This window comes from Metabacillus sp. B2-18, from assembly GCF_021117275.1.
In the GTDB taxonomy this organism is placed as follows: domain Bacteria; phylum Bacillota; class Bacilli; order Bacillales; family Bacillaceae; genus Metabacillus.
Genome location: NZ_CP088245.1, coordinates 791,420 through 810,900, shown reverse-complemented (window position 1 = coordinate 810,900; position 19,481 = coordinate 791,420). Strand labels below are relative to the sequence as shown.

General features: G+C 33.8%; 37 protein-coding genes. 1 reads left to right on the top strand and 36 read right to left on the bottom strand.

Translation table 11 applies throughout. The features are described 5' to 3' along the window. From LPC09_RS04300 to LPC09_RS27535, 33 genes are all read right to left on the bottom strand, one after another. Complete coding sequence (locus LPC09_RS04300; RefSeq protein ID WP_231309080.1) at positions 1–144, bottom strand: hypothetical protein; 144 nt, start codon at positions 142–144, stop codon at positions 1–3. A 14-nt stretch (positions 145–158) separates the two neighbouring features. After that, positions 159–533: a phage tail assembly chaperone gene (locus LPC09_RS04295; protein WP_231309079.1), complete on the bottom strand. Its 375-nt coding sequence runs from the start codon at positions 531–533 to the stop codon at positions 159–161. A 3-nt stretch (positions 534–536) separates the two neighbouring features. Then, complete coding sequence (locus LPC09_RS04290; RefSeq protein WP_231309078.1) at positions 537–971, bottom strand: phage tail tube protein; 435 nt, start codon at positions 969–971, stop codon at positions 537–539. A gap of 13 nt (positions 972–984) precedes the next feature. Then, positions 985–2,049, bottom strand: a complete 1,065-nt coding sequence (locus LPC09_RS04285) for a phage tail sheath subtilisin-like domain-containing protein (protein ID WP_231309077.1) — start codon at positions 2,047–2,049, stop codon at positions 985–987. Further along, entirely contained in the window at positions 2,031–2,471 is a 441-nt protein-coding gene (locus LPC09_RS04280; protein WP_098795510.1) for a phage tail terminator family protein, read from the bottom strand. The genes LPC09_RS04285 and LPC09_RS04280 overlap by 19 nt, the downstream gene beginning before the upstream one ends. After that, a complete protein-coding gene (locus tag LPC09_RS04275; protein ID WP_098795509.1) occupies positions 2,468–2,893 on the bottom strand; it encodes an HK97 gp10 family phage protein in 426 nt (141 codons plus the stop codon). Before LPC09_RS04275 ends, LPC09_RS04280 begins: the two co-directional genes overlap by 4 nt. Further along, on the bottom strand, positions 2,893–3,468 hold the full coding sequence (locus LPC09_RS04270) for a phage head closure protein (protein WP_098795508.1): 576 nt from the start codon (positions 3,466–3,468) through the stop codon (positions 2,893–2,895). Before LPC09_RS04270 ends, LPC09_RS04275 begins: the two co-directional genes overlap by 1 nt. Positions 3,469–3,480: 12 nt before the next feature. Continuing rightward, positions 3,481–3,768 (bottom strand): head-tail connector protein, encoded by a 288-nt coding sequence (locus LPC09_RS04265; protein WP_231309076.1) that lies wholly within the window; start codon positions 3,766–3,768, stop codon positions 3,481–3,483. Beyond that, positions 3,768–4,046 (bottom strand): hypothetical protein, encoded by a 279-nt coding sequence (locus tag LPC09_RS04260; RefSeq protein WP_231309075.1) that lies wholly within the window; start codon positions 4,044–4,046, stop codon positions 3,768–3,770. The genes LPC09_RS04265 and LPC09_RS04260 overlap by 1 nt, the downstream gene beginning before the upstream one ends. A 45-nt stretch (positions 4,047–4,091) precedes the next feature. Beyond that, entirely contained in the window at positions 4,092–5,255 is a 1,164-nt protein-coding gene (locus LPC09_RS04255; RefSeq protein ID WP_231309074.1) for a phage major capsid protein, read from the bottom strand. A 2-nt stretch (positions 5,256–5,257) separates the two neighbouring features. Beyond that, the gene (locus LPC09_RS04250; RefSeq protein ID WP_231309073.1) at positions 5,258–5,863 is read right to left on the bottom strand and encodes an HK97 family phage prohead protease; all 606 of its coding nucleotides are present in this window, start codon (positions 5,861–5,863) and stop codon (positions 5,258–5,260) included. Further along, positions 5,847–7,094, bottom strand: coding sequence for a phage portal protein (locus tag LPC09_RS04245; RefSeq protein WP_231309072.1), 1,248 nt, complete (start codon positions 7,092–7,094; stop codon positions 5,847–5,849). The genes LPC09_RS04250 and LPC09_RS04245 overlap by 17 nt, the downstream gene beginning before the upstream one ends. Before the next feature lie 15 nt (positions 7,095–7,109). Beyond that, on the bottom strand, positions 7,110–8,789 hold the full coding sequence (locus LPC09_RS04240; RefSeq protein WP_231309070.1) for a terminase large subunit: 1,680 nt from the start codon (positions 8,787–8,789) through the stop codon (positions 7,110–7,112). Further along, the gene (locus LPC09_RS04235) at positions 8,786–9,247 is read right to left on the bottom strand and encodes a phage terminase small subunit P27 family (RefSeq protein ID WP_231309069.1); all 462 of its coding nucleotides are present in this window, start codon (positions 9,245–9,247) and stop codon (positions 8,786–8,788) included. Before LPC09_RS04235 ends, LPC09_RS04240 begins: the two co-directional genes overlap by 4 nt. Positions 9,248–9,351: 104 nt before the next feature. Then, positions 9,352–9,744, bottom strand: coding sequence for an HNH endonuclease (locus LPC09_RS04230; RefSeq protein ID WP_231309068.1), 393 nt, complete (start codon positions 9,742–9,744; stop codon positions 9,352–9,354). Beyond that, entirely contained in the window at positions 9,744–9,932 is a 189-nt protein-coding gene (locus LPC09_RS04225; protein WP_231309067.1) for a hypothetical protein, read from the bottom strand. The genes LPC09_RS04230 and LPC09_RS04225 overlap by 1 nt, the downstream gene beginning before the upstream one ends. Positions 9,933–10,136: 204 nt before the next feature. Beyond that, positions 10,137–10,250, bottom strand: a complete 114-nt coding sequence (locus LPC09_RS27540; RefSeq protein WP_442920015.1) for a YuiA family protein — start codon at positions 10,248–10,250, stop codon at positions 10,137–10,139. After that, positions 10,247–10,705 carry an ArpU family phage packaging/lysis transcriptional regulator gene (locus LPC09_RS04220; RefSeq protein ID WP_231309066.1) on the bottom strand — a complete coding sequence of 153 codons (459 nt, stop codon included), beginning with the start codon at positions 10,703–10,705 and terminating at the stop codon, positions 10,247–10,249. Before LPC09_RS04220 ends, LPC09_RS27540 begins: the two co-directional genes overlap by 4 nt. 71 nt (positions 10,706–10,776) lie before the next feature. Continuing rightward, positions 10,777–10,962 carry a hypothetical protein gene (locus LPC09_RS04215; protein ID WP_231309065.1) on the bottom strand — a complete coding sequence of 62 codons (186 nt, stop codon included), beginning with the start codon at positions 10,960–10,962 and terminating at the stop codon, positions 10,777–10,779. Next, positions 10,952–11,104, bottom strand: coding sequence for a DUF3983 domain-containing protein (locus LPC09_RS04210; RefSeq protein ID WP_141549643.1), 153 nt, complete (start codon positions 11,102–11,104; stop codon positions 10,952–10,954). Before LPC09_RS04210 ends, LPC09_RS04215 begins: the two co-directional genes overlap by 11 nt. A gap of 17 nt (positions 11,105–11,121) precedes the next feature. Continuing rightward, positions 11,122–11,295: a hypothetical protein gene (locus LPC09_RS04205; protein ID WP_176550970.1), complete on the bottom strand. Its 174-nt coding sequence runs from the start codon at positions 11,293–11,295 to the stop codon at positions 11,122–11,124. An 81-nt stretch (positions 11,296–11,376) separates the two neighbouring features. Then, positions 11,377–11,646: a hypothetical protein gene (locus LPC09_RS04200; RefSeq protein ID WP_231309064.1), complete on the bottom strand. Its 270-nt coding sequence runs from the start codon at positions 11,644–11,646 to the stop codon at positions 11,377–11,379. Between the two features lie 32 nt (positions 11,647–11,678). Next, positions 11,679–11,828, bottom strand: a complete 150-nt coding sequence (locus LPC09_RS04195; protein ID WP_176550969.1) for a hypothetical protein — start codon at positions 11,826–11,828, stop codon at positions 11,679–11,681. A 158-nt stretch (positions 11,829–11,986) separates the two neighbouring features. Beyond that, on the bottom strand, positions 11,987–12,757 hold the full coding sequence (locus LPC09_RS04190) for a hypothetical protein (RefSeq protein WP_231309063.1): 771 nt from the start codon (positions 12,755–12,757) through the stop codon (positions 11,987–11,989). A 134-nt stretch (positions 12,758–12,891) separates the two neighbouring features. After that, positions 12,892–13,029 (bottom strand): hypothetical protein, encoded by a 138-nt coding sequence (locus LPC09_RS04185; protein ID WP_231309062.1) that lies wholly within the window; start codon positions 13,027–13,029, stop codon positions 12,892–12,894. Between the two features lie 34 nt (positions 13,030–13,063). Continuing rightward, a complete protein-coding gene (locus tag LPC09_RS04180) occupies positions 13,064–13,228 on the bottom strand; it encodes a hypothetical protein (RefSeq protein WP_231309061.1) in 165 nt (54 codons plus the stop codon). Between the two features lie 15 nt (positions 13,229–13,243). Beyond that, positions 13,244–13,798, bottom strand: a complete 555-nt coding sequence (locus LPC09_RS04175; protein WP_231309060.1) for a dUTP diphosphatase — start codon at positions 13,796–13,798, stop codon at positions 13,244–13,246. Next, positions 13,755–14,021 carry a helix-hairpin-helix domain-containing protein gene (locus tag LPC09_RS04170; RefSeq protein WP_231309059.1) on the bottom strand — a complete coding sequence of 89 codons (267 nt, stop codon included), beginning with the start codon at positions 14,019–14,021 and terminating at the stop codon, positions 13,755–13,757. The genes LPC09_RS04175 and LPC09_RS04170 overlap by 44 nt, the downstream gene beginning before the upstream one ends. After that, positions 14,014–14,271, bottom strand: coding sequence for a DUF3310 domain-containing protein (locus LPC09_RS04165; RefSeq protein ID WP_231309058.1), 258 nt, complete (start codon positions 14,269–14,271; stop codon positions 14,014–14,016). The genes LPC09_RS04170 and LPC09_RS04165 overlap by 8 nt, the downstream gene beginning before the upstream one ends. A gap of 183 nt (positions 14,272–14,454) precedes the next feature. Then, positions 14,455–14,808, bottom strand: a complete 354-nt coding sequence (locus LPC09_RS04160) for an organic solvent tolerance protein OstA (RefSeq protein ID WP_231309057.1) — start codon at positions 14,806–14,808, stop codon at positions 14,455–14,457. Between the two features lie 20 nt (positions 14,809–14,828). Continuing rightward, positions 14,829–14,984 carry a Fur-regulated basic protein FbpA gene (gene fbpA / locus LPC09_RS04155; RefSeq protein ID WP_231309056.1) on the bottom strand — a complete coding sequence of 52 codons (156 nt, stop codon included), beginning with the start codon at positions 14,982–14,984 and terminating at the stop codon, positions 14,829–14,831. A 25-nt stretch (positions 14,985–15,009) separates the two neighbouring features. Next, a complete protein-coding gene (locus LPC09_RS04150; RefSeq protein WP_231309055.1) occupies positions 15,010–15,549 on the bottom strand; it encodes an ERCC4 domain-containing protein in 540 nt (179 codons plus the stop codon). Positions 15,550–15,571: 22 nt separating this feature from the next. Then, positions 15,572–15,727, bottom strand: a complete 156-nt coding sequence (locus LPC09_RS27535; RefSeq protein ID WP_442920014.1) for an HNH endonuclease — start codon at positions 15,725–15,727, stop codon at positions 15,572–15,574. 109 nt (positions 15,728–15,836) lie between these two features. Between LPC09_RS27535 and LPC09_RS04145 the strand changes: the two genes are divergently transcribed. Beyond that, on the top strand, positions 15,837–15,995 hold the full coding sequence (locus tag LPC09_RS04145) for a ribbon-helix-helix domain-containing protein (protein WP_231309054.1): 159 nt from the start codon (positions 15,837–15,839) through the stop codon (positions 15,993–15,995). A 35-nt stretch (positions 15,996–16,030) separates the two neighbouring features. Here the strand turns inward: LPC09_RS04145 and LPC09_RS04140 are convergent, their stop codons facing one another. From LPC09_RS04140 to LPC09_RS04130, 3 genes are all read right to left on the bottom strand, one after another. Further along, entirely contained in the window at positions 16,031–16,378 is a 348-nt protein-coding gene (locus tag LPC09_RS04140) for a hypothetical protein (RefSeq protein WP_231309053.1), read from the bottom strand. Further along, complete coding sequence (locus LPC09_RS04135; RefSeq protein ID WP_231309052.1) at positions 16,375–16,803, bottom strand: hypothetical protein; 429 nt, start codon at positions 16,801–16,803, stop codon at positions 16,375–16,377. Before LPC09_RS04135 ends, LPC09_RS04140 begins: the two co-directional genes overlap by 4 nt. 304 nt (positions 16,804–17,107) lie before the next feature. Next, positions 17,108–19,447: a phage/plasmid primase, P4 family gene (locus LPC09_RS04130; RefSeq protein WP_231309051.1), complete on the bottom strand. Its 2,340-nt coding sequence runs from the start codon at positions 19,445–19,447 to the stop codon at positions 17,108–17,110. Positions 19,448–19,481: the final 34 nt, after the last annotated feature.

The window sequence follows — 19,481 nt, the reverse complement described above, 5'->3', positions numbered from 1 at the left end:
TCACACCTCCCCCAATTGGTTTATCTCTTCAACTTCTAATTCAAAAAATGCTCGTATTATCGTTAATTCATTTTGACTCATCTCTGAAAAGAAAGAGGGACGCAAACGACCATGTACCCAATAGTGATACATCATTGCAGTCATTCCGTCCCTCTTCACTAGTTTTTTACTTCTTCAATTGCATCATCTGCAAAACCACTTAGATCTTGAATAGTACCATAGATATATTGTCTTTCCCCTGGCAAAAATAGCTTATCAACTAAATCATACGGAGTAGCAACACCAAAGTGTTTTAAATACTCTCCATTCCTTAAGTTAGGCTCAATTACTGCAGATAGGATGGTTTCCGCTTGAAATTCTGCAATATTTAATTCGCCATCTTTATTAGTTGCCATTTCTCTTATTTCTTCTATTCTAGGATTATCTAAACCTTTAAGAGTAAAAACAGCATCTTCACCTAAACGTTTAATTTTAACCTGCTTAGAGGGAAGTTCAAATTTTTTAGGATCAATGTTTAATAGAAAGTTACTCATTTACTACACTCCAATCGAATCGATTAATACTGGCATATCGCTGAAAGTGAATGGTTTTTCTTCTTGTAAAATTGTCTTGGATTCCCAATCAGCAAGAGTAATATCATCAAATGTACAGTTAGGTATTGAAACACGCTCTGCCCCCAATGAAGCCGGATCAGCTAACTTTGATACAATCGTAACCCTTAGTTCTTTCCCTTCTTTCAGAGCATCTAACTGTCTTTTTAAGATTTTCGAATTGATCTTATTAAATCTAATGGAACCTTTACCTTCCCATCCCATCAACTTTTTACCTGTGCCGTTATTAGTTCCGCACATTGGCACATCTTCTTTTAATAAATCTATTTTTGCTTGTAGTCCGTATACTTCAGCAAATTTTTCACCATCAACCCAAGCTTCTCCATGAGTACCAGATATAGCATGATCAGGATTAAACATCTAACATTACCCCCTATAAATAAGCTTTCACAGAGATATCCTCCATTGCGTCTAGAGGTTTAATTCTAGACCCGATAAAGACGTCATCGCCTGTATTTGCAGTTTTAATTTCTTCATCAGTCATACTTGTTATATCAACACCGTTATTTGTTAAATACTCGCGATGAGCATCAAGATCTATTCCGACTACATTAACATTCACATCAAGCAGTTGATCAGCTTCTAACTGTCTGTGGTAAGCTTGAATCGCTGTAATTAAAAGAACCTTATTATCATAACTATTTGGATATTTACCAATATAGTTATCTGAAATAGTCTTAGTGATATCGGTATAATACAGATCTAGAATTTCCACTATTTTAATCTTTTTAAAACTTTCACCCTTTGTTTGTGTAGTAGTAACAAAAGATGTAACACCCCGGGCGACCTTTACTTTTTCTCCATCATGATAAATTACAAATTCCCCATTATCTATTGCAGTATCAAGTTGTGTTTTAGTATAAGATTGGACCGAAGATATTTCAGGCAATGATTGAAATGTTGTAGCAATGTTCAATGGCGTTCCAGCAATTAATCCTGCAATTCTAGAGCAAAATTGTGCGCTAGTGTATGTTTCTTCACCTACTACAATTGAATCAGTTGTGAAATTAATAATGTATTCTTTATCAGCTGCATGATCTGGCAGAATAGCCTTTATCATTTTTCTGTTGGTTCGCTGACTACCAACCCATGATGTTACTGTTGAAAGTTCTGCCGTTACAATCTCAGGAATAACCAGATAATCAAATTTAACTGTTTCCAACCAAGCTAATCCTAATGACCAATCTGTTTCTGTAACAGGATCACCAACACGTACAATAACTTTTAGTGGGGCATTTACTCCCCCGATTAAAGCTAATTTAATCTGCTTTTTGTTAGCATCAGATAAACCAGTAGGAATATCTGTATCCATAATAATTTCATGAGTGCCTTGTGCTGCTGCATCTTTTAGAAGCAAAGCTACAATTCCACGCTCACCACGCTGAATAGCACTTGCCGCCAATTGTTCAAATAATATATTTACTCGTGGAAGTCCCAAGTGAATACCTCCCTATTAAGGTTAATGTTTTTCATTAGTTCATGTTCATCAGTTTGTTTACCAATTAAAATGAAATCAATGTCAAAAAGGTAATGTAAAATACCATCGATGATTTCAAATCGTTCATTTGTAACTGATATTCTCTTACCACCAGTTCCAATAACATGTGTAAATAACTGCGAAATTTTTTCTGACATTTCTAGGTTCTTTAACTTTGTATCCTCTAAAGACATGTATTGGACGTCTACAATATAAGACTTCTCTTGCATATTCGGAGTGATTTTTTGAGCATCTATCGGTAAAATGTCCACAAAAAAACAAGGCCTTGTTAAGCCTTGGGTTTTCTTTTCACCATATATTTTATGATTTTGAAAATTAGTCTTTAGAGTTTTTATTATATTTTCACGAATATCCAAGATCATAGGCTTGCCACCAACTTATCAAATATCTTTCTTAACCTTCTTGGAATCTGTTTGTTAGTTGCTTTTATAGAGGTTGTTAACATGTAGTAGCCATCGGCCTTACCTACAACTTCACCACTTTTATTAACTACTTTGTGCCCAAATTCAACAAAAGGAGCCAAAGGAACTTGCCTACCTTCATATTCAGTCGTGGCATCATTAAAAATTGTGATATAAATTGAATCACCGGATCTTGTAACGCTGCTTATCTTCCAACTATTTTTCAATTCACCCGTCAGTACAGGGGTACGTTTTAAAACAGAACGATTAAGTGATTTTGCAACATCTAAAAGAAACTGTTCAAGTTCTTCAGGGAAGTTTTTTTGTAGTTCCTGAAGATGTTCCTCAAACTTTTTAAAGTTCTTAAACTGCATTTTTATCATTATGCTTCACCTTCAAGTTCTATCGTTACAACCTGATGTGTATGTGATTTAAAATAATCTCTCACTTCCACATTATAAAGGTCACCTTTGTGAGCAACCTCTAATTTATCCCCAATTTTTATATCTGTTTCATTCTCAACGTATAGTTCATACCTATGGTTCATATCAGTTTGTTGCTCAGTTTCATTAGTTGTGGCAGTTTCCAACCTTACTAATTCACAAGCTACATTTGTATAAACAGGTAGAAAATTAGATATTGTTTCACCACTAACTGATTCACTTTCTACATATCTTTTTATAGTACATGTATCATAAAAAGTATGAATCTTTGCTTTCTCACACTTTAATACCATGTAACCTTTTTCTTTTTCATAATTATCAACTGTGAGTACGAGGTATTTTACACCGTCCGAGGTAAAAGTTAAATACGAATCAATTTCATTATTCTTTCGAATAATAAACTCATACTCTTCCTCATTTTGTTCGTTCTCACTTCTCTTTGACTTAACTATTCTTTTAGCCCAAATTGACCCAAAAGAAAAAGATAAACGTTTATCAAGAAGCCCTGGATTCATTTAGATCACCCCTTATAAAAGATTGATGGAGTGCATATCCAGAATTGATTTAATTACCACGTTTACTTTGTTATCTTGAACAGTAAATACTCGGTTTTCATACATTTCATTAGCTAAAACCATCAGAGCAATGGTTAAATCCTCTTTAGCATCCATCTGTTCAACAGTAAGACCTGTGTAATTTCTAATATAAGACTTAGCAGCAAGCAAAATAGTACCAAATGTTTTTGTTACTTCTGAATCAGCAGTTTCTCGAGCATATTCGATCAAGTCATTTGTGGTTACTTCACTAATTTTCATTAGTTTTCACCCTTCTTTTTAGACTGATTTTTAGGCTTTTCTTCAACTTCATCATTTTTATCAGTTTCAGGTACTTTTTCACTTTCAACTTTATCTTCATTTTCAGCAGTATTATCATCTGTTTTTATTCCTGTAATAACTAGGTCAGGTTGTATAATTTCTTCAACGTATCCAACACGAATAAGACTCTCACGTACGTCATTATCCTTAATTTCTCTAACTTCATTTTTTCCCATTGTAACTATACCTGCGAAACTAACCAAAGCTTTTACTTTCATTTGTTTCACCTCCTAAAAAAGAAGGTGGAATTAACCACCTTCGAATTATGCAGCAGCCATTTTCAATAAAGCGAGTTTTTGTGGTTCAACAATCTTAGAGTCCACTTCCACATATCCTACTACTCCGATAGCGTGTTGAGTTGCATATTTTTCATTAAGAACTTGAAGTTCAACATTTTGAGCAAGCTTAACATATAAACCACTGAAATCACCGTAAGCAATAACTTTTGCATTTAATGCAATCTCAGGCATGCTTTCAGTAATATGAACAGGTTTTCCGAGTAATGTCCAACCAAATCCATTTGTTGCATCTTTATTTAATAGATAATTTCCATCACCATCTTTTAACTTACGGATTGCTTTGAATGTGGACTTGTTTAATATCCAAGATGCATTACCTTGGTAAACTTCTGGAACTGTCATTTGTAAATCAATTAGTTCGTCTGCAACAATTGCAGCACCACTTGCAGTAGTTACCACATTTGTAGATGATAAAACACCTGTCATTTTAGTTGCAGTACCCACAATTAATTCCTTCTCTAAGAACTCAGCAATAGCCTTTGCTACTTTAGTGATAACAAATGAAAGTAAATCAAAATCGGTACGGTTCATTAAAGATTTTGAAATCTTAGCTAAGCAACCAACAATAAAGTTTTGTAGTTTAACTGTTGTAAATTTACCAGTACCTTCAGTAAGTTCCGTTAGATCATCAACATACGTTGCACTAATTGAAGAAGTTGCTTCATCATATACAGGGAAAACTAAATCTCCGCCAACATTGTAAATTGTAGCCATAGAATAGATTGGAGATAATTCTTTTACTTTTTCAATGATCTTGTTAGCAATATGAGTAGGAATTACTCCACCATTAGAGGCAACATCCAATGCACGTTCTTCACCTCGTACAAATTTAAGGAAGTTTGCTTCATCAAGCGCACGTTGTTCTTCTTCTCCAGAAGGTTTTTTAACTTCTTTTTTCTCGAATGAACGAGCTTCTTCTTCGGCAGCTAACGTTTTATCAATCTTTGCAACTTCACTTTTGATATCATCAAAACGTTTTGTTTCCTCGTCAGAAAATGCTCTTGTTTCCTCTTTAGCTTTCTTAAGTAACCCATCCATCTCGTCTAATAGGTTATTACGTTGTTCCAAAAGGGACGGCATTGAACGATACTCGATTTCTGGTTTTGCTAATACATTTTGAAATGTCATTATTAATTTCCACCTTTCAATTTAAGGAATTCTAATTCTTTATCATAAAGGGAATAGTCTAAATCCCTTTGCTCATTCATTTCTGGACTTAGATCTTCAATTTCCGCTTTAAAATCATCACTTCTTTGTTCAGATACAACACTGTCTTCTCCGCGAGCTTCTATTGACGTTGCAATATAAGCAGGGGTTTTGTCCAAGATGGATACTTCCAAAAGATCAATATCCTCTAAAAATCTCTTCTGGATGCCATCTTCTCCGTCAATCCAATTAGGCTTATTATCAATAAAACCAAAGGACCAGCCTCTTAACTCACCTTTTTTTGCCTTTTGAATCACTTCTTCATCTGTAACTGTTGCAATTGCCCTTAGTCCAATATTGTCTTCACGCAATTCCAAGTTACCTTCTTTAGTAGATCCTAGCTTACGATGCTTATCATGGTTAAAACGCAACTCAACATCCTCTGCCTTTAATAATGCTTTTTCGAAAGTCTTTGGAACAATTTGTTCTCTAAATCTCCCTCTAGGTGATGGTAAAATTCTGCTTTCACGCCCCACAGCATTAACATAGCCATCGAGTAAAACTTGATTTCCTCTAATTTCTATTCTCATTTTCTTCACCTCCTCCCAATTGCTTTGTAGGATTATCAATATTTGTTGATTGGTTTGTGTTAGGTGTATAAATTTCTTTCGTTTTCGGATTATAGAGGACATCTTGTAATCCTAATTTGATAAAATCTAAACCTAATGGAGGTAAATCTTCCTTATATCGAATTTCATCGATTTGAAATATTCCATTTTTGGCCGCAATTTCATATGCTTTAAACCGCTTTTCCATATCACCTTTTAGGAGTTCTTTAGTATCAAAGGAAAAATAAAAAGAACCTTTTTCACTCGGAAGTAAAAGGTCCTTGTTCAAAGCTGTCTGCATCGCAGCTAATATAGGTAGTATACATACCTTTATCCAGTTGTTATATTCATCATCACTTGCAGATCCTTCTAAAATTGAGGGAGGAACAACAAATAATTTACAGATTTCAATAGAGTTTGTTTTCTTATTCTCATTCAACTGCATTTCAACAGAAGTATTTGATGCTTCTTGGAAATCTAGGCCATTATTTAAAATAACAACATTTTCACTGTTATTTTTGTAAAGGTTGTTCCAGGCATTTTTTAATTCTTTAATAGCTTCAGGTGATAACCGCCCTTGACTTTTTAAGAATCCTTTTTTATTCCCCCCAGTTTTCACAAGTAAATCCTCAAAAACTAGAGAATTGTATGCCACTGACAACATTTTATTATTTTCATCAATAATTCCCTTACCAGTTACACCATCTTTTGATTTCCTAGTAAGCTTTATAAATTCAAAATCTCTATAATTTGCACCATTAACAAGAATATCGTATTTCTTAAATATCGGATCTGCATTAATATTTACCGATAGATTTACATTGTCCACATAGTGAAGGCTTTTTACATTGTTTCTCTCACGATTTATATATGCATATCCAGCACCACACAAGAGATAATCCTCAACCAATGCTTTTTTAAACTGAAATCCATCAAGTGTATCGTACGTATCATCGTTTAAGAGGTTTATCCTTACATCATCATTTACTACATTTACTTTTCCTTTATCTTCCTTGTAAAGGACAATTGGTAATGCTGCAACAGTATCAGAAATAACACCAAGACAAGCACTAACAGCAGGAATATTCAAAGCTTGGTCTTTTGATATCACTTCTGTGGTTATTCCAACACTTAAAAGTAATTCTTCCATAGTCATACTTTCTCTTTGTTCCTGGTACTGCCTGAATTCTTTCCATTGTTTCATTATCCCCATCATTTTTCACCTCCTCTAAATAACTTGAGCACCCCAATCAGAGTCAGGATTGAATATAACATCTTGTTGTAATAAGTAGATGGCATTAATTAAACTTACTACCATGTCCACTTTCCCATTGGATTTCTTCTTATTTACATATTTATTTTTGTTGTTATCTTCTGTAACTTTGGCATTTTGAAAGTTAATTTCCAGTAACTTGTTTTCTGTATAATGAAATTCTCTGTTTAGAATTTTTTCTTGAAGTAACTTAGTTGCTGGATGAAGAACACTTGAATGTTGCTTTACTTCTACCGTCTTATATCCTTCACGCTCTAACCTTTGGGCAGTTGATAAACAGTTATATCGGTCATAGGCTATTCCCATAACGATTACATTATGTTTTTCTTCCACAGACAAGATAATTTCTTCAATAAATCCATAATCAACCGTCATATCACCACATGAAAAACAAACACCTTCTTTTATGAAATCGTAGTAATTTATTTTTTCAAATTTGTTTTTCTCAGGTATTCTTTCAGTTGGTACAAAAGCAAAAGATTCACCATAAATTTTTTCATCTTCTTCAGTCACCATAGAATAAGAGCAGTTGTCATTAGTCATTGCTAAATCCAAGCCTAACCAAACTTGTCTCCCAGACCAATCAAAGCTATCAATCTTACATTTTTGAAGATCATCAAGTCTTATATAAGCTTCTCCACTGTTCGAAGGGAGAAAATGATTCATATGCTTACAAAGGTACTCTTCACGCTCTGCCGGCTTCTCTATAGCCTTTTTACGACTATCTCGGATTTCATTATAATTTTCTTCAATCCTTAGAGGATTTGCTTGGTACAATCCAGTCTCATTCCAAAGATTCTCAGGTTCTGCATAATACAACAGTGCAAACATTCTATCATCATCAATAAGGCCATTAAAAACCTTCTGAATATAGCTAATTTCCTCTAACATGATTGATTTATCTTCTGCATATGCCGTGGTTAATTTAAACATTAGAGGGTTTTTTACATTTAGTTGTCCTGATTTCATTGCATTAATGTTTTTATATTCTTTAAAAGCCCCAACTTCATCGGCAATAAATGCAGATGGACGAATCGAGTTGTTCTTATTCGCTTCTGCTGTACGGGCCTGATAAAAACTATTTGTAAGCTTACAAATTATTCGTGAGCTTAGTGTTTTTGGAATAACAAAATACTTACTAATGTTTGGACTTGCTTGTATGATTTGAGTCATTGCCTTTTTTACTTCACCGGCTAATTCTCGATCCAAACAGATTGAATAAAACTCAGAAAAATCATCCTCAGTTAGCATTAGGATGATTATGATTAAAGCGCATATAAAAGTTTTTGCATTTTTGCGAGGTATAAATAAAGTAACATCTCGATAACGGTACTTTTCACTATCCTCTTTGAATCTCCATCCGAAAATATTTACGAGAAAAAATGCTTGAAACCCTTCTAAACCTTCTAAGATTGTCTTACCAGTTACCCCTAACCCAGTAGCAAAGTTTAGAAGAGAAAGAATTCCTTCCACTTTAACAATTTCCTCTTCATCAAAATAGTAAGGAAAATCATCATTCTCTTGTTCTTCTAGTTCTTTCAGGAACCAGTCACATTGAATTTTGACCTCTTTTGTTGTTATTTCCTCACCAGAGACAACTTTTTCTGCATATGCTATAGCTTTTTCAAATATCATTTCTTACCACCAGCCAACACTTGCAACAAAGGATCATCTTCTTTTTGCTTTACTTGAAAGTTTATTGTCCCTAACTTAGCGCGACTTTGTGGAGATAAACTTAATTCATTACAACAGCGAAAGAATTCTTTTGTATATTTATCCTTTGCACTCATAAGTGATTTGTCAAAAATCTTATCAAAATCTTTGTTTATTATAATCTCAATCTGCTGAATTCGATCGATTGCAGTAGCGCAGATTCCCAATATATGAACATCTAAATTACCAAGGATACCACTTGCTTCTAACTCTTCCACAATATATGAAAATATTTTCACCTGTTTAGCATTAAGATGTTCTGGAGGGGAAATACTGTCAGCTGCACCTCTAAGTTTAGTCTCCGTATCTGTACGAGTTTGAATTTCCTCTTTCGTTAAATTCTTACTCATAGTTTTTACACTCTTGGTAGGTCTCGCCATTTCCTCACCTCCTAGAATTTTTCATTTCGGGAATTTTTTTTGACCGTACTGGGCAGCGTGGTGTAGGAAAAATCGAAAAAAGCCTAAAAGACCCCCGGGGGGACCTAAAATGCATGTTTCATCTCTTGAACCTTAACGATCTCCAACAATTCTTCTCTACTTATCTCTCCACTCTCAGCCATCTCATGATGATACTTGCACAAACAAATTAAATTATTATCTTTTAATCTTTTGTTCCAGTCTTCCACAATCGGTACGATGTGATGGACTTCTATGTTAGTAAAGTTATATCTTTGTTGAGTGTTATATAATTCTCTAATGCAGATCTGACACAAGTATTTATCACGTTGATTGATGTGTTTACGTTTCTTTTGCCATGCTGCAGTCCATCTAAATTTATCAACGTGTGTTACTTTGTAGTTTGTTCTTTTAGGTTTACTTGGACACTGGAATGATCTTTCATGGATCCTTCCACAATGCTTACAACTCTTTAGCATTACTTCCTCCTTATTGCTCCTCGGTTACGTTTGTAAGTATCACGATTCATACCCATAATATCTACCCAATCAACACGTTCTTCTATTTTCTTTTTCTTAGGTGATTGTTTCTTCTTGGATGGTTTAGGTTTCTTTAACTGATTAAGTTTATTCTTTTGTTCATCATCTAAATGGTCAGCTAACTTCATCCAATCACCTTCTCGCTTATCAGATTCGATTCTAAGACACTTTCAATCTATTTAAGTGTAAATACATTAGATAAACAAAAAGACACTCACAATTAAATGTAAGTGTCCCTCTTTGATATATTTCGTTAATACCATATTAGCACCTTTATAACCTAATGCTCATTCTTTATTCGTTTTAAAAACGTTTTTGTATCGTTATGAAAACTATTCCTCTTCTTCATCATTTATTTCGCCAGTACCATTACATCTATAACACTCTTTTGTTCTACCGTTACTGAATACTAAGTATCCGTCACCACCACAACTTATACATATCATGATTCACCCTCCTTTTTCTTATAAACTTCTAATCTTAAAGCTAATGCCAATTTATAAAATATCCTTGGTTTAAAATTTTGATGGTAATAAGATTCACTCATACCCATTTGGTTATAAACCTCATAATCGAATAATTCTTCTTCACCTAAGTATCTAAGTATTACTGCTTCCCGTTCTCTTTTAGATAATCGATTTACAGCTTTTCGGAAACGCTCAATATATTCTTCTCTTTCACGTTCATAATCCACACGATCAATCGCAATATCTTCAGTTGTCGAATGAAATCCGTTTGTATTTGAAGGAGGGATAAGTGAATAAGATGCCGTCACCTTGGGAAGTTTTTCTTCTGGAATAGTAAGTAAGTACATACGATATGTTTCTATAGCCGTTTCAACATTAAGTTGAGTTTCTTTTCGATCAATTTCAGGAAGTTTGAAAGATATTTGTTTTCCCACCTTTGGATCCCTCCTATGATATAATCAATTTGTGCATTGAGTTAAGGAGAAATCCTTGGCTCTTTTTTATTTTACTTTTTACTGTTTTCAATCCCACGTAATCTTCTCTCTTCCTGTTTCTTACGGTATGCTGGAATATCATATACACCTGAATAGCTTGAACCTTTAGGCTTCTCTGTTGGAATAATTGGATGTTTTTCAATATAAGCAAGACGTTCTTCCTCAGTCATTTTCCAAGTATGAACCTTACTTATCATTAAGAATCTCCTCCTTTAGAATTCCTTTCTTTACGAATATATTTCTCCAGTTGCTCTCAACTCTCTGTTTATCCGCTTCTTTAATTCTTTTGTTTATTAACTTACCCAATCGTTTTTTGTGCTTTCTTTTATTAGCTACCAATTCACTCCACCCCTAATTCAATCATTCAAGAGCACTTGCTTTTCTTCATCTGTAAATTTGTTATAAGCACAGCAGTTTGAACAATAAAATCCTTTTACTCCATAAGAGATAAAATATTTCTTAATCACATAGTTTGTTATTCTTTGAGGCAGTCCACAATTCTGACAAAAGAAAATGTAATCTTTGTTCATTTGGTCCGCTCCTCTTATGTGAATATATGATTATATACACAGTTATTAAGTTTATTAACAGTAAGTTGTGGATAACAACGCTTATTTGTTACTTATTGATTCACAAATTCGTTTCTTAGCTGCGTGTATTTCTTTAAATAATTCTGAAAGGTTTTCGGCATCACCTATTTTTATATCTCTATCTAGAAGAAAGTTACAAGCTTGTACTAAATTACCGAAATGTCCGATTGGTTTGAAGTCAATTTCTCCTGTAGGTTCTTTCTCATCATTTAATTTTTCGTAGCTTTCATTTACCGTTATATTTAGTTTATCCGATGTGATTTTATATTTATCTCCAACAAGGATATTCATATGTTACCTCCTCTTACGATTGGTTTACACCTCTATATTGCAAATGTGATAAGGCATGCAGCAATAGAAGCAAATACAATAGATGTTAAGTTTGTTCTAGCCTCTTTATCCTTCTCTGCGACTGCACCAAGAGCGGTTATCAAAATAACTGCCATTAACAGGATTTGAAACATTACAATCATTGAATTGACTCCCTTCTTATTACTGCGCTAAATCCTTGGATTACGCATTAACTTTTCTTTGAAAACCTCTCACAAAGACCTGTAACTACACCTATAAGCCAACCAAGTAAAAATATAAATGTATAATCCACTTTTGCCTCCACTCCTTGGACTGCGTATTAATCAATATTGAATTTCTTAACCGCCTTGTGCTCAAAATATTCTTCTCCAGTCAACTGCTTGTACCAATATTTATTAGTCAAATACACTTCTGGTAATAACCCTTCACGTTTATCTTTTGAGGTATCCCAAGCAACAAGATTTCTAGCTATTACCTTTGTCAAATCTTCAACTTGTTGTTTCATATTCGGACGATTAAAAATGGCGCCTGTATTTTCATACATCATTTCATACCGTTCGACTTTCTTTTGCAACTTACCAGCAATCCGGTTTTCATTTTCAAATGCTTTTTTCCAATGAGAAGCTTTTTTTAGAGCAACTTCTAATTTACCTTTTACTTCATCACGCTTACGTCTAGTTTCGTTGAGAGTATCTACAGCTTGAACATTCTTTAGGATCTCATGGTATGACCCATATTTTTGAATAACAAAGTTACATTCACCTACTGTTAAGGCACCTACAGGATCTTTCTCAATCCATTGTCTACTTGCTTCTTGCATAATGTATCCGAATTGATGTTGGTTGTTAGCGATGAACTTTTGGACCTCATCCACAAAAAATCCCTCCTTCTGTTTTTTTTCAGTCATCTTACCTCTTGTTGTTTTGTGAATTACACCACAAGACCCACACTTAAATGTTTCCAGTTTTCCTGCTACTTCCTCGTATTTCTTAACCCAAGCCTTTGTGTTTCCTTGACTGCTTTCAAGCATTGTTTGAAGGACTTTATTCTCCTTTTCTAACTGTTCAATACGTTTTAATAAATCGTTCATTTTCAACATCCTTCCTTATTACGCTATTTAGGTCTTGCGTTTACAGTTAGAGCAACACTCCGAATCCATCAGAATAATTCTTTCTTTGCATTTAGGACACTTTTTCAATTCCATTCATATACCCCTTAAGCGAACTACGCATTAAGCTTTTCTTTAACTGGCTTCTCAATTCCACAGTTTTTGCATTTTAATAACTCAACTTCCACACCGTCAAACATAACTATATACTCACTTGAATAAACCATTCTTCCACCACATTTATCACATTTCATTTTTAATTCCTCCTTCGCTATTTGTGTCGATTGTTCACTTAGATTTTCTGTAAATATAGATTCCCTTAGCACGCTTCCACTTATCTAAAGTATTAATGTGAATATATAACTCAGCAGCAATAAAATGATCGTATTTAAGTCTTTCTTTCATTTTCCAATAATCAGAAACTGTAAGATCTTTTAGTGCTCTACTTGCCATTTATTACACCTCTCATTAGTAACCAGATTCTTGCCGTTCATGATTTATTTGATTTTTTTCCATGTAAGCTTGTTCAATCTCTTCTGAAGTAAATCCAAGCATGATACCAAAAGTGTAAAAATCATTGTAGACTTTAAACCATACAGGCTTTGATCTTGTGTAATTCAGATTGATCACTTTACGAGTTAAAGCTAGGATATGATTTGTTAAATCTTTTTCAGGAATCTCTTCCCAATTGATTCTTACAGGCTTAACCTTTTCTGGATCAACACCAATCGAGATACCTAAAGAAACTACGAAATGTAGACAATCCACATACTCATCAAGTAGAGGGTTGTACCACTCTTGATCCTCTGACATCATGGCTGGATTTCTTAAAGCTTTAACGTTTGGCTTTCTTTTCTCAGGAACTTTCCAATATTTAAAAGACTTTTCCTCATTCGCACATTCTCCAAGTTCTACCACTAATGCCAAACAACGTTTATCAAAAGGAGCTACATTCAAATTCTGTTCTCTTAAAATATGGTTATCTAGAACCTTCTGCATCTCGAACAATTTCTTTATATTCATCTGGTACCTCCTGAAAATATTCTTTTCCAAAATGACCCACGATCTTATCCATTAACTTAGGACCTATACCAGGCACTTTGCTTAATCCATCAAATTTAGCTGCTAATATATGAGTAGCTGCATTTCTTCCAGTAACAACACCTTGATCAAAACCGACTTTAAAACCATTGTTATATCCTTCTTGACGCGCTTTTATTAATACAGGATTTTTAGTCTTAGCCATTGCTGCTCACCTTAAAATCGATAAGAACATCTAAATAACGCTGTGCTTTCTTTAAATCTTCAATTCCGTTCTTATGGTGATAACGAGAAGTATATTTAATTACATTACCGATACAAAAACCTTCAAATTGTTCCTCAGTCATTTTTGCTTTCATGTAATCAAATACTTCAATTCCACCAGTTTGATAGTGATTAGGTTTAATAGGTGTATCTTCAAAATTAATATTTTGAGATTTAATTACTTCTGGCATTTTTCACCTTTCCTTTCCTGTTATTATTTATTTTGGGTATCTCGGACCCACCAAGATGTTTGCAATCAATACCTATCCTTGATGAACATCTTTTGAAAAGGGAGCAACGAATTTGACACGCTGCAACCCTATCTTCTTTCTTCACCCAATCCGGCCGATCATCAGCAATGATGACCTTACTCATTATTTAACCCTTTGGAGTTGTGCTTCACTTTCTTCATCATCGATGTTCGTTTGATCTTTACTTACTTCAACGCTTCCGGATTCATCAACCGTATACTCAATGCCTTCATGATCTTCAATGCTTAATTGACCTTCTGGAGAATCATTCTTTCGTTTACTCTCCATTACTTCTTTAGGTGTATTTTCTTGGTACGTTAAATCAACTAAGAAATACTGACCATATTTGTTATATTTTTCACTGATTTTATTCATAATGAGTGAATCATTTGCTTTTGCATCAGTTACAATTTCTTCTGCTTCTTCACGAGTGTCTGCGTAATGTTGTTCCTTTTGATTTAGTTGAACTTTTGCCATTGATTAATCCCCATTTCATATTATTTTTCTGAAACTTTAAATTTTTCGATATCATAAATTCTTCTTAATTCTTCTATTTCTAACTCATATAATTGACGGCCATCAGGAGTTTTAAAATAACCCATATTAAGCAATTCACTTCGATAATAATCTTCCATATGTTGAATAAGTCGCATACTTGTCCTCCCCTCAACATAAGAATTAAAAGACACCAGTTCTCAGATAATGTTTTGCTTGGTAATAAAAATGATGGTATATCCAGTTACCACTGAATCTTTGATCTAAATAAACAATTTCAAAATTGTATTTTGCCTTGAAGCTATTTAACGTTCCTAATAATGCAAGAGGATTATATTTAGACCGATATTTGCCACAAATCATTTTTTCATATCCGTCCTTATCCTCCACAAGAAGAACAAACCTACTGTTTTGCGCTCTTATTAATTCATTTTGGAAAGCTTGTCTTGTATCTTTTTGCAAGTTTCCAGTTATTTCGTCAATATGAGCCTTCCTTTCTATAAAACTGTTTAAATAAATATCCCTTTGTATTCCTAAATCTGAATTCTGCGGAATACAACAACCATAATCGCCATGATCAAGCTTATGGATTCTAACTGAGATATCTTTTTGGTGTAAGTAATTCAAGATGTGTTGATTTACTTGCTCACGACTGTCTATTACAATCGTGAGCGTTTTTAAAATTTTTTCTATTTCACTATCTGTATATTTGTAATGAATCATTTAATCATTCACTCCTAGATTGCTAGAATGATATCTTGTCTTTCTTGCTGAGATTACAAGTTCTACACAATACTTGCAGATTATCTGGACTTGAATCCCCACCCTTAGAAATGGGTATTATGTGGTCTATATGTGCTTTAAATTCATCATCCCAAAGGTGTCTATTACCTTCAATCATTAAAATCACCTCAGTAAACTTATATAAGCTATATAACTATTATAACATATATGTACGTTTGATATATAAGCAATATGGCTTTATAATGCTTATAAAGGAGTGATTTTTTTTGGGCGGTAAAATCGACAAAGATAAGAACACACAAGTATTAGTTACTATTTCACATGACATGCTTAAACTCATTGAGGATTATCAATTTGATAATCGTATTAAAAACAGAAGTGAAGCTATTCGAACATTGATTACTAAAGGATTAGAGAAGGGATAAAACCTTCTCTTTTTTATACTCCTTTTTCCAACCAACTAATTCTGAACAAATGGTTCGCATTCCCAAATACCAATTTTATTTTTTTCATACGCTACTAAGGCTTTTGAATAATCGAAATAAGCCTTTACAATTGGTATTTCTTCAAATTCTTCGTCAGTTGAGTGTAATAAGTCATATTCTGATATTCCAAATAAATTAGTAATTCCGATTAATGATTTAACACTTAAAGCAGGACTACTTTGATATTTTTCATGATAATGTTGTCTGCTAAAACCCATAGCAGTATAAATATCTTTTTTTCTTAATCCGTGTATTTTCCGTAAAAATTCAATTCGTTTTTTTGCACGAATGACTTTTTCTTCATATTCCAAATTCATAATCATGCTCCTTTCTTCGCATATATAACAGCACGTTTATACAACTCACGAGCCATTTCATTAGATTCACCATTCTCATATTGCCGATGATCTTCATAAAGATCCTTCCAGCCATTCTTAGCAAGAACAACGGTCCAATCAATAAACATCATGAGAGAATCTTCATCCGCAACATACCAATCATTTAATCTATCGTTCTTTTGCCATCCACAGATTTGATAAATCATTTTTTGGAGTGTGATTTTTTCCGCACTTTCGTCCTTCCAAGATTTAAACCAATCATCGATAGCTTGGAAATTTTCTTCAGCTGCTTGCATAACTTCTGACGGTATCAAATGTTGATCTTTTATTGCTATTCGATCATCTTTTTTATCCAGATAAATGTTTGCACCTGATTTCCATATTTGGCTTAAAATATTTAACACCTGCAAAATCGATCACCTCGTATTTAACAGTTACTTAAAAACGTTAAAAACAGACCTCGTTAACGAAAAGTTATTAAAGATAACTCTGTCGAACCTTACAGCCCCAAGGGATTAAGCTTAAAAGTTATTATTGTTATCGGGATTTAGGTATTACTGCTCCTAATATATATATATTTATTTTTTTATTTTTTTAATTAATATAAAACCCAATAACTAAAATAACTAAATAATAATAAAAGTTAACTTAAACCCTTGTTATGACTGGATTTAATGAAAGTTATTAAAAGTTACTAAACTAATAAAATGGTTATTAAGTAACCTTAAAATGGCTAGTTTTATCGTTTCCGGTAACACTTTTAGTAACTGGCATCCGTTCTTTTATGGTTATTCCTGTTAAAAATGTTTTATTTCCTGCACCTTTCATTTTTCCAAAGCCTTTTGTTTCTAACATTCTGTAGAATGATCTATTACCAAGTGATCGTTCACCTGACTTGAAGCACCAACTGTCGTAAATGTTATAAAGTTCCTTAGCTTCAATCTTTATCGCTTCATTTTTGGGATCATCGATATAACATATCTCACCTAAGAAAGGTGCTAAAATGTCCATTTCCTCTTTGTAATTCCCAGTAGCATCTAATACAATTTTTGGTTCTTTTAGACCTGACTGCTGCCACTTTAAACAACCTTGTATAGCCCAATTTAGAATACCTGGCATTTCAATAGACAATTTTTCTTCAAGTTTCTTATCACGTTCATGAGGTTTTAAGTTTAAAGTGAAAGGAATGATTTTTACCCTTCTCCATATACCATCATCTACTCCACCAATAATTGGCTTATGATTTGTTGTAAAGAACACTTTAAATTCAGGAGTAAATTCAAAATACTCTTGTCTTAAGAATCTAGCCAAAATCGGTTCACCGCCAGTAATCGTCTTAACAAGTGACTCCTGTAACTTTTCTCCCTCTTCCGACTCAACTGCTGAAACAAATCTCGAATTTACTAATCTTGCAATATCGTTATTTGCGCCTGTATCCTTTTTCTTAATGAAGGTATCTGATTTAGTTTGAGCTCCATAATCCCCTAATAGTTTCTTAATTGTATTTACAAATGTAGATTTACCGTTTGAGCCACCACCAACCAAGAAATACATCGATTGCTCTGAAATATCTCCAGTTAAAGAGTAACCAACCAGACGTTGCATATATTCGATCAATTCCTCATCACCCTTGAAAATTTGATCTAAAAAGACTGACCATGTTGGATGTTTAGCATTTGCATCAAATTCAACATTGGTGATTTTTGTTATCCTAAGGTCTCGATCATGCAGTTGTAACTTACCTGTCCTAAGATCAACGATTCCATTTTCAACATTGAGTAAATACTTATGACGATCAAAATCTTCACGTTCTGCTGGAACTAAAGGCATTAAATCTTTAATGCTATTCATCCTTATGTTTCTTCGCTCGCACATTCTGGCCCACTTTGTTTCTGATTCTTCTTCTGATTGATACAGACTCCTTAAAACCTTAGCTGTAATTCGTTCAATCTCTTTTTTTGTATCTAGTTTCCATCGCTTGCCGTCCCATATGAACCAACCAATGTCTGAAACATATTTGATTACATGACCATATTCATAAGCAATTCTTTCAGCATTCCCTAACTCGGTTAACCGGAACTTTTTCTTAGGTTTCACTTCAACTTCTTCTTCTGCATCTCCAGTACTGAATTCAAAAGAAAACTCTTGGAATTGCTCTTTGTTATCTAGAATTGTTGTAGCAGTTGATGAAATTGCAGTTCCTATTGTTCTCTCACCGTATGTTTCATTAGTTTCTCTAAAATGGATAACGTCCCATTTATCTCTCATAAGAGCAGTCTCACGAAACATCGTATCCATTCGAGTTGCAGATTTACCTGTCCAAAAAGCTAGATGATTACAAAGAGCCAAGTCACTGGCAGAATGATCATTTTTTATTAAATTACCGTTATACAATGACCGGATCTCATCACCGTTTTTACTTCTGAACATTCTTTCCCACAAAACATCATTTGAAATTTTAATTTCATCTTTTTCAAACTCTGCTAAGTTAACCCGACCTTGAATATCACTATCGTCAAAATACTTTTCAAATATTTCAGCTAGTTCATCTGTTCTTTCATAAACGTCATTCGAGTTTTCACGAATCCCTGTGAAGCTAAAATAACGACCATAGGAGTAAATCTCTAACCCATGTTTAGTGTTTTTCCTTCCGGTACCTAAAACAGATTGTGGAAGGTTACCTTTTACAATGATGTGAATACCTGTTCCCGATGGAGAAAATTCAGTGTAACTATCTAATGTGTCTATAATTTCTGTTGCAAACGTATTTGTTTTTCCGTCCACAACACACTTATCAATATCAATACCGATGTAATTGTCTTGGCGACTAAAAACAAATCCAATTCCGTCATAGTTACCTTGTAAATAAAATTTGACTGCTGTTGCAAAGGTACTCCATGTACGACGGTTGTTTGCTTGAGCCATTTCTCCGTCCACTTGATAAGGTACCTTTGTAGGCTTACCATTACGTTTTTCAGATCTCCACAAAATCCATTGAGGAAGGGCTTTTAATTCGGCAGGGATTTCGTTAAAGTTATATGGATTTTCTTTCATTTCGCCCTCCGATTTTTTTATATTTATCTATAAA

Bases quoted from the DNA above. Each gene is read 5' to 3' on its own strand.
- LPC09_RS04230 (WP_231309068.1), bottom strand. From the start codon at position 9,744: ATGCTAAAGAGTTGTAAGCATTGTGGAAGGATCCATGAAAGATCATTC.
- LPC09_RS04140 (WP_231309053.1), bottom strand. From the start codon at position 16,378: ATGATTATGAATTTGGAATATGAAGAAAAAGTCATTCGTGCAAAAAAA.
- LPC09_RS04280 (WP_098795510.1), bottom strand. From the start codon at position 2,471: ATGATCTTGGATATTCGTGAAAATATAATAAAAACTCTAAAGACTAAT.
- LPC09_RS04175 (WP_231309060.1), bottom strand. From the start codon at position 13,798: ATGAATATAAAGAAATTGTTCGAGATGCAGAAGGTTCTAGATAACCAT.
- LPC09_RS04255 (WP_231309074.1), bottom strand. From the start codon at position 5,255: ATGACATTTCAAAATGTATTAGCAAAACCAGAAATCGAGTATCGTTCA.
- LPC09_RS04200 (WP_231309064.1), bottom strand. From the start codon at position 11,646: ATGAATATCCTTGTTGGAGATAAATATAAAATCACATCGGATAAACTA.
- LPC09_RS04265 (WP_231309076.1), bottom strand. From the start codon at position 3,768: ATGAAAATTAGTGAAGTAACCACAAATGACTTGATCGAATATGCTCGA.
- LPC09_RS04270 (WP_098795508.1), bottom strand. From the start codon at position 3,468: ATGAATCCAGGGCTTCTTGATAAACGTTTATCTTTTTCTTTTGGGTCA.
- LPC09_RS04150 (WP_231309055.1), bottom strand. From the start codon at position 15,549: ATGATTCATTACAAATATACAGATAGTGAAATAGAAAAAATTTTAAAA.
- LPC09_RS04250 (WP_231309073.1), bottom strand. From the start codon at position 5,863: ATGAGAATAGAAATTAGAGGAAATCAAGTTTTACTCGATGGCTATGTT.
- LPC09_RS04170 (WP_231309059.1), bottom strand. From the start codon at position 14,021: ATGGCTAAGACTAAAAATCCTGTATTAATAAAAGCGCGTCAAGAAGGA.
- LPC09_RS04165 (WP_231309058.1), bottom strand. From the start codon at position 14,271: ATGCCAGAAGTAATTAAATCTCAAAATATTAATTTTGAAGATACACCT.
- LPC09_RS04245 (WP_231309072.1), bottom strand. From the start codon at position 7,094: ATGGGGATAATGAAACAATGGAAAGAATTCAGGCAGTACCAGGAACAA.
- LPC09_RS04225 (WP_231309067.1), bottom strand. From the start codon at position 9,932: ATGAAGTTAGCTGACCATTTAGATGATGAACAAAAGAATAAACTTAAT.
- LPC09_RS04180 (WP_231309061.1), bottom strand. From the start codon at position 13,228: ATGGCAAGTAGAGCACTAAAAGATCTTACAGTTTCTGATTATTGGAAA.
- LPC09_RS27540 (WP_442920015.1), bottom strand. From the start codon at position 10,250: ATGATATGTATAAGTTGTGGTGGTGACGGATACTTAGTATTCAGTAAC.
- LPC09_RS04290 (WP_231309078.1), bottom strand. From the start codon at position 971: ATGTTTAATCCTGATCATGCTATATCTGGTACTCATGGAGAAGCTTGG.
- LPC09_RS27535 (WP_442920014.1), bottom strand. From the start codon at position 15,727: ATGATTGAAGGTAATAGACACCTTTGGGATGATGAATTTAAAGCACAT.
- LPC09_RS04300 (WP_231309080.1), bottom strand. From the start codon at position 144: ATGACTGCAATGATGTATCACTATTGGGTACATGGTCGTTTGCGTCCC.
- LPC09_RS04295 (WP_231309079.1), bottom strand. From the start codon at position 533: ATGAGTAACTTTCTATTAAACATTGATCCTAAAAAATTTGAACTTCCC.
- LPC09_RS04195 (WP_176550969.1), bottom strand. From the start codon at position 11,828: ATGATTGTAATGTTTCAAATCCTGTTAATGGCAGTTATTTTGATAACC.
- LPC09_RS04240 (WP_231309070.1), bottom strand. From the start codon at position 8,789: ATGATATTTGAAAAAGCTATAGCATATGCAGAAAAAGTTGTCTCTGGT.
- LPC09_RS04190 (WP_231309063.1), bottom strand. From the start codon at position 12,757: ATGAACGATTTATTAAAACGTATTGAACAGTTAGAAAAGGAGAATAAA.
- fbpA (WP_231309056.1), bottom strand. From the start codon at position 14,984: ATGCGACTTATTCAACATATGGAAGATTATTATCGAAGTGAATTGCTT.
- LPC09_RS04260 (WP_231309075.1), bottom strand. From the start codon at position 4,046: ATGAAAGTAAAAGCTTTGGTTAGTTTCGCAGGTATAGTTACAATGGGA.
- LPC09_RS04130 (WP_231309051.1), bottom strand. From the start codon at position 19,447: ATGAAAGAAAATCCATATAACTTTAACGAAATCCCTGCCGAATTAAAA.
- LPC09_RS04160 (WP_231309057.1), bottom strand. From the start codon at position 14,808: ATGGCAAAAGTTCAACTAAATCAAAAGGAACAACATTACGCAGACACT.
- LPC09_RS04235 (WP_231309069.1), bottom strand. From the start codon at position 9,247: ATGGCGAGACCTACCAAGAGTGTAAAAACTATGAGTAAGAATTTAACG.
- LPC09_RS04205 (WP_176550970.1), bottom strand. From the start codon at position 11,295: ATGAACAAAGATTACATTTTCTTTTGTCAGAATTGTGGACTGCCTCAA.
- LPC09_RS04215 (WP_231309065.1), bottom strand. From the start codon at position 10,962: ATGATAAGTAAGGTTCATACTTGGAAAATGACTGAGGAAGAACGTCTT.
- LPC09_RS04275 (WP_098795509.1), bottom strand. From the start codon at position 2,893: ATGATAAAAATGCAGTTTAAGAACTTTAAAAAGTTTGAGGAACATCTT.
- LPC09_RS04185 (WP_231309062.1), bottom strand. From the start codon at position 13,029: ATGAAATGTGATAAATGTGGTGGAAGAATGGTTTATTCAAGTGAGTAT.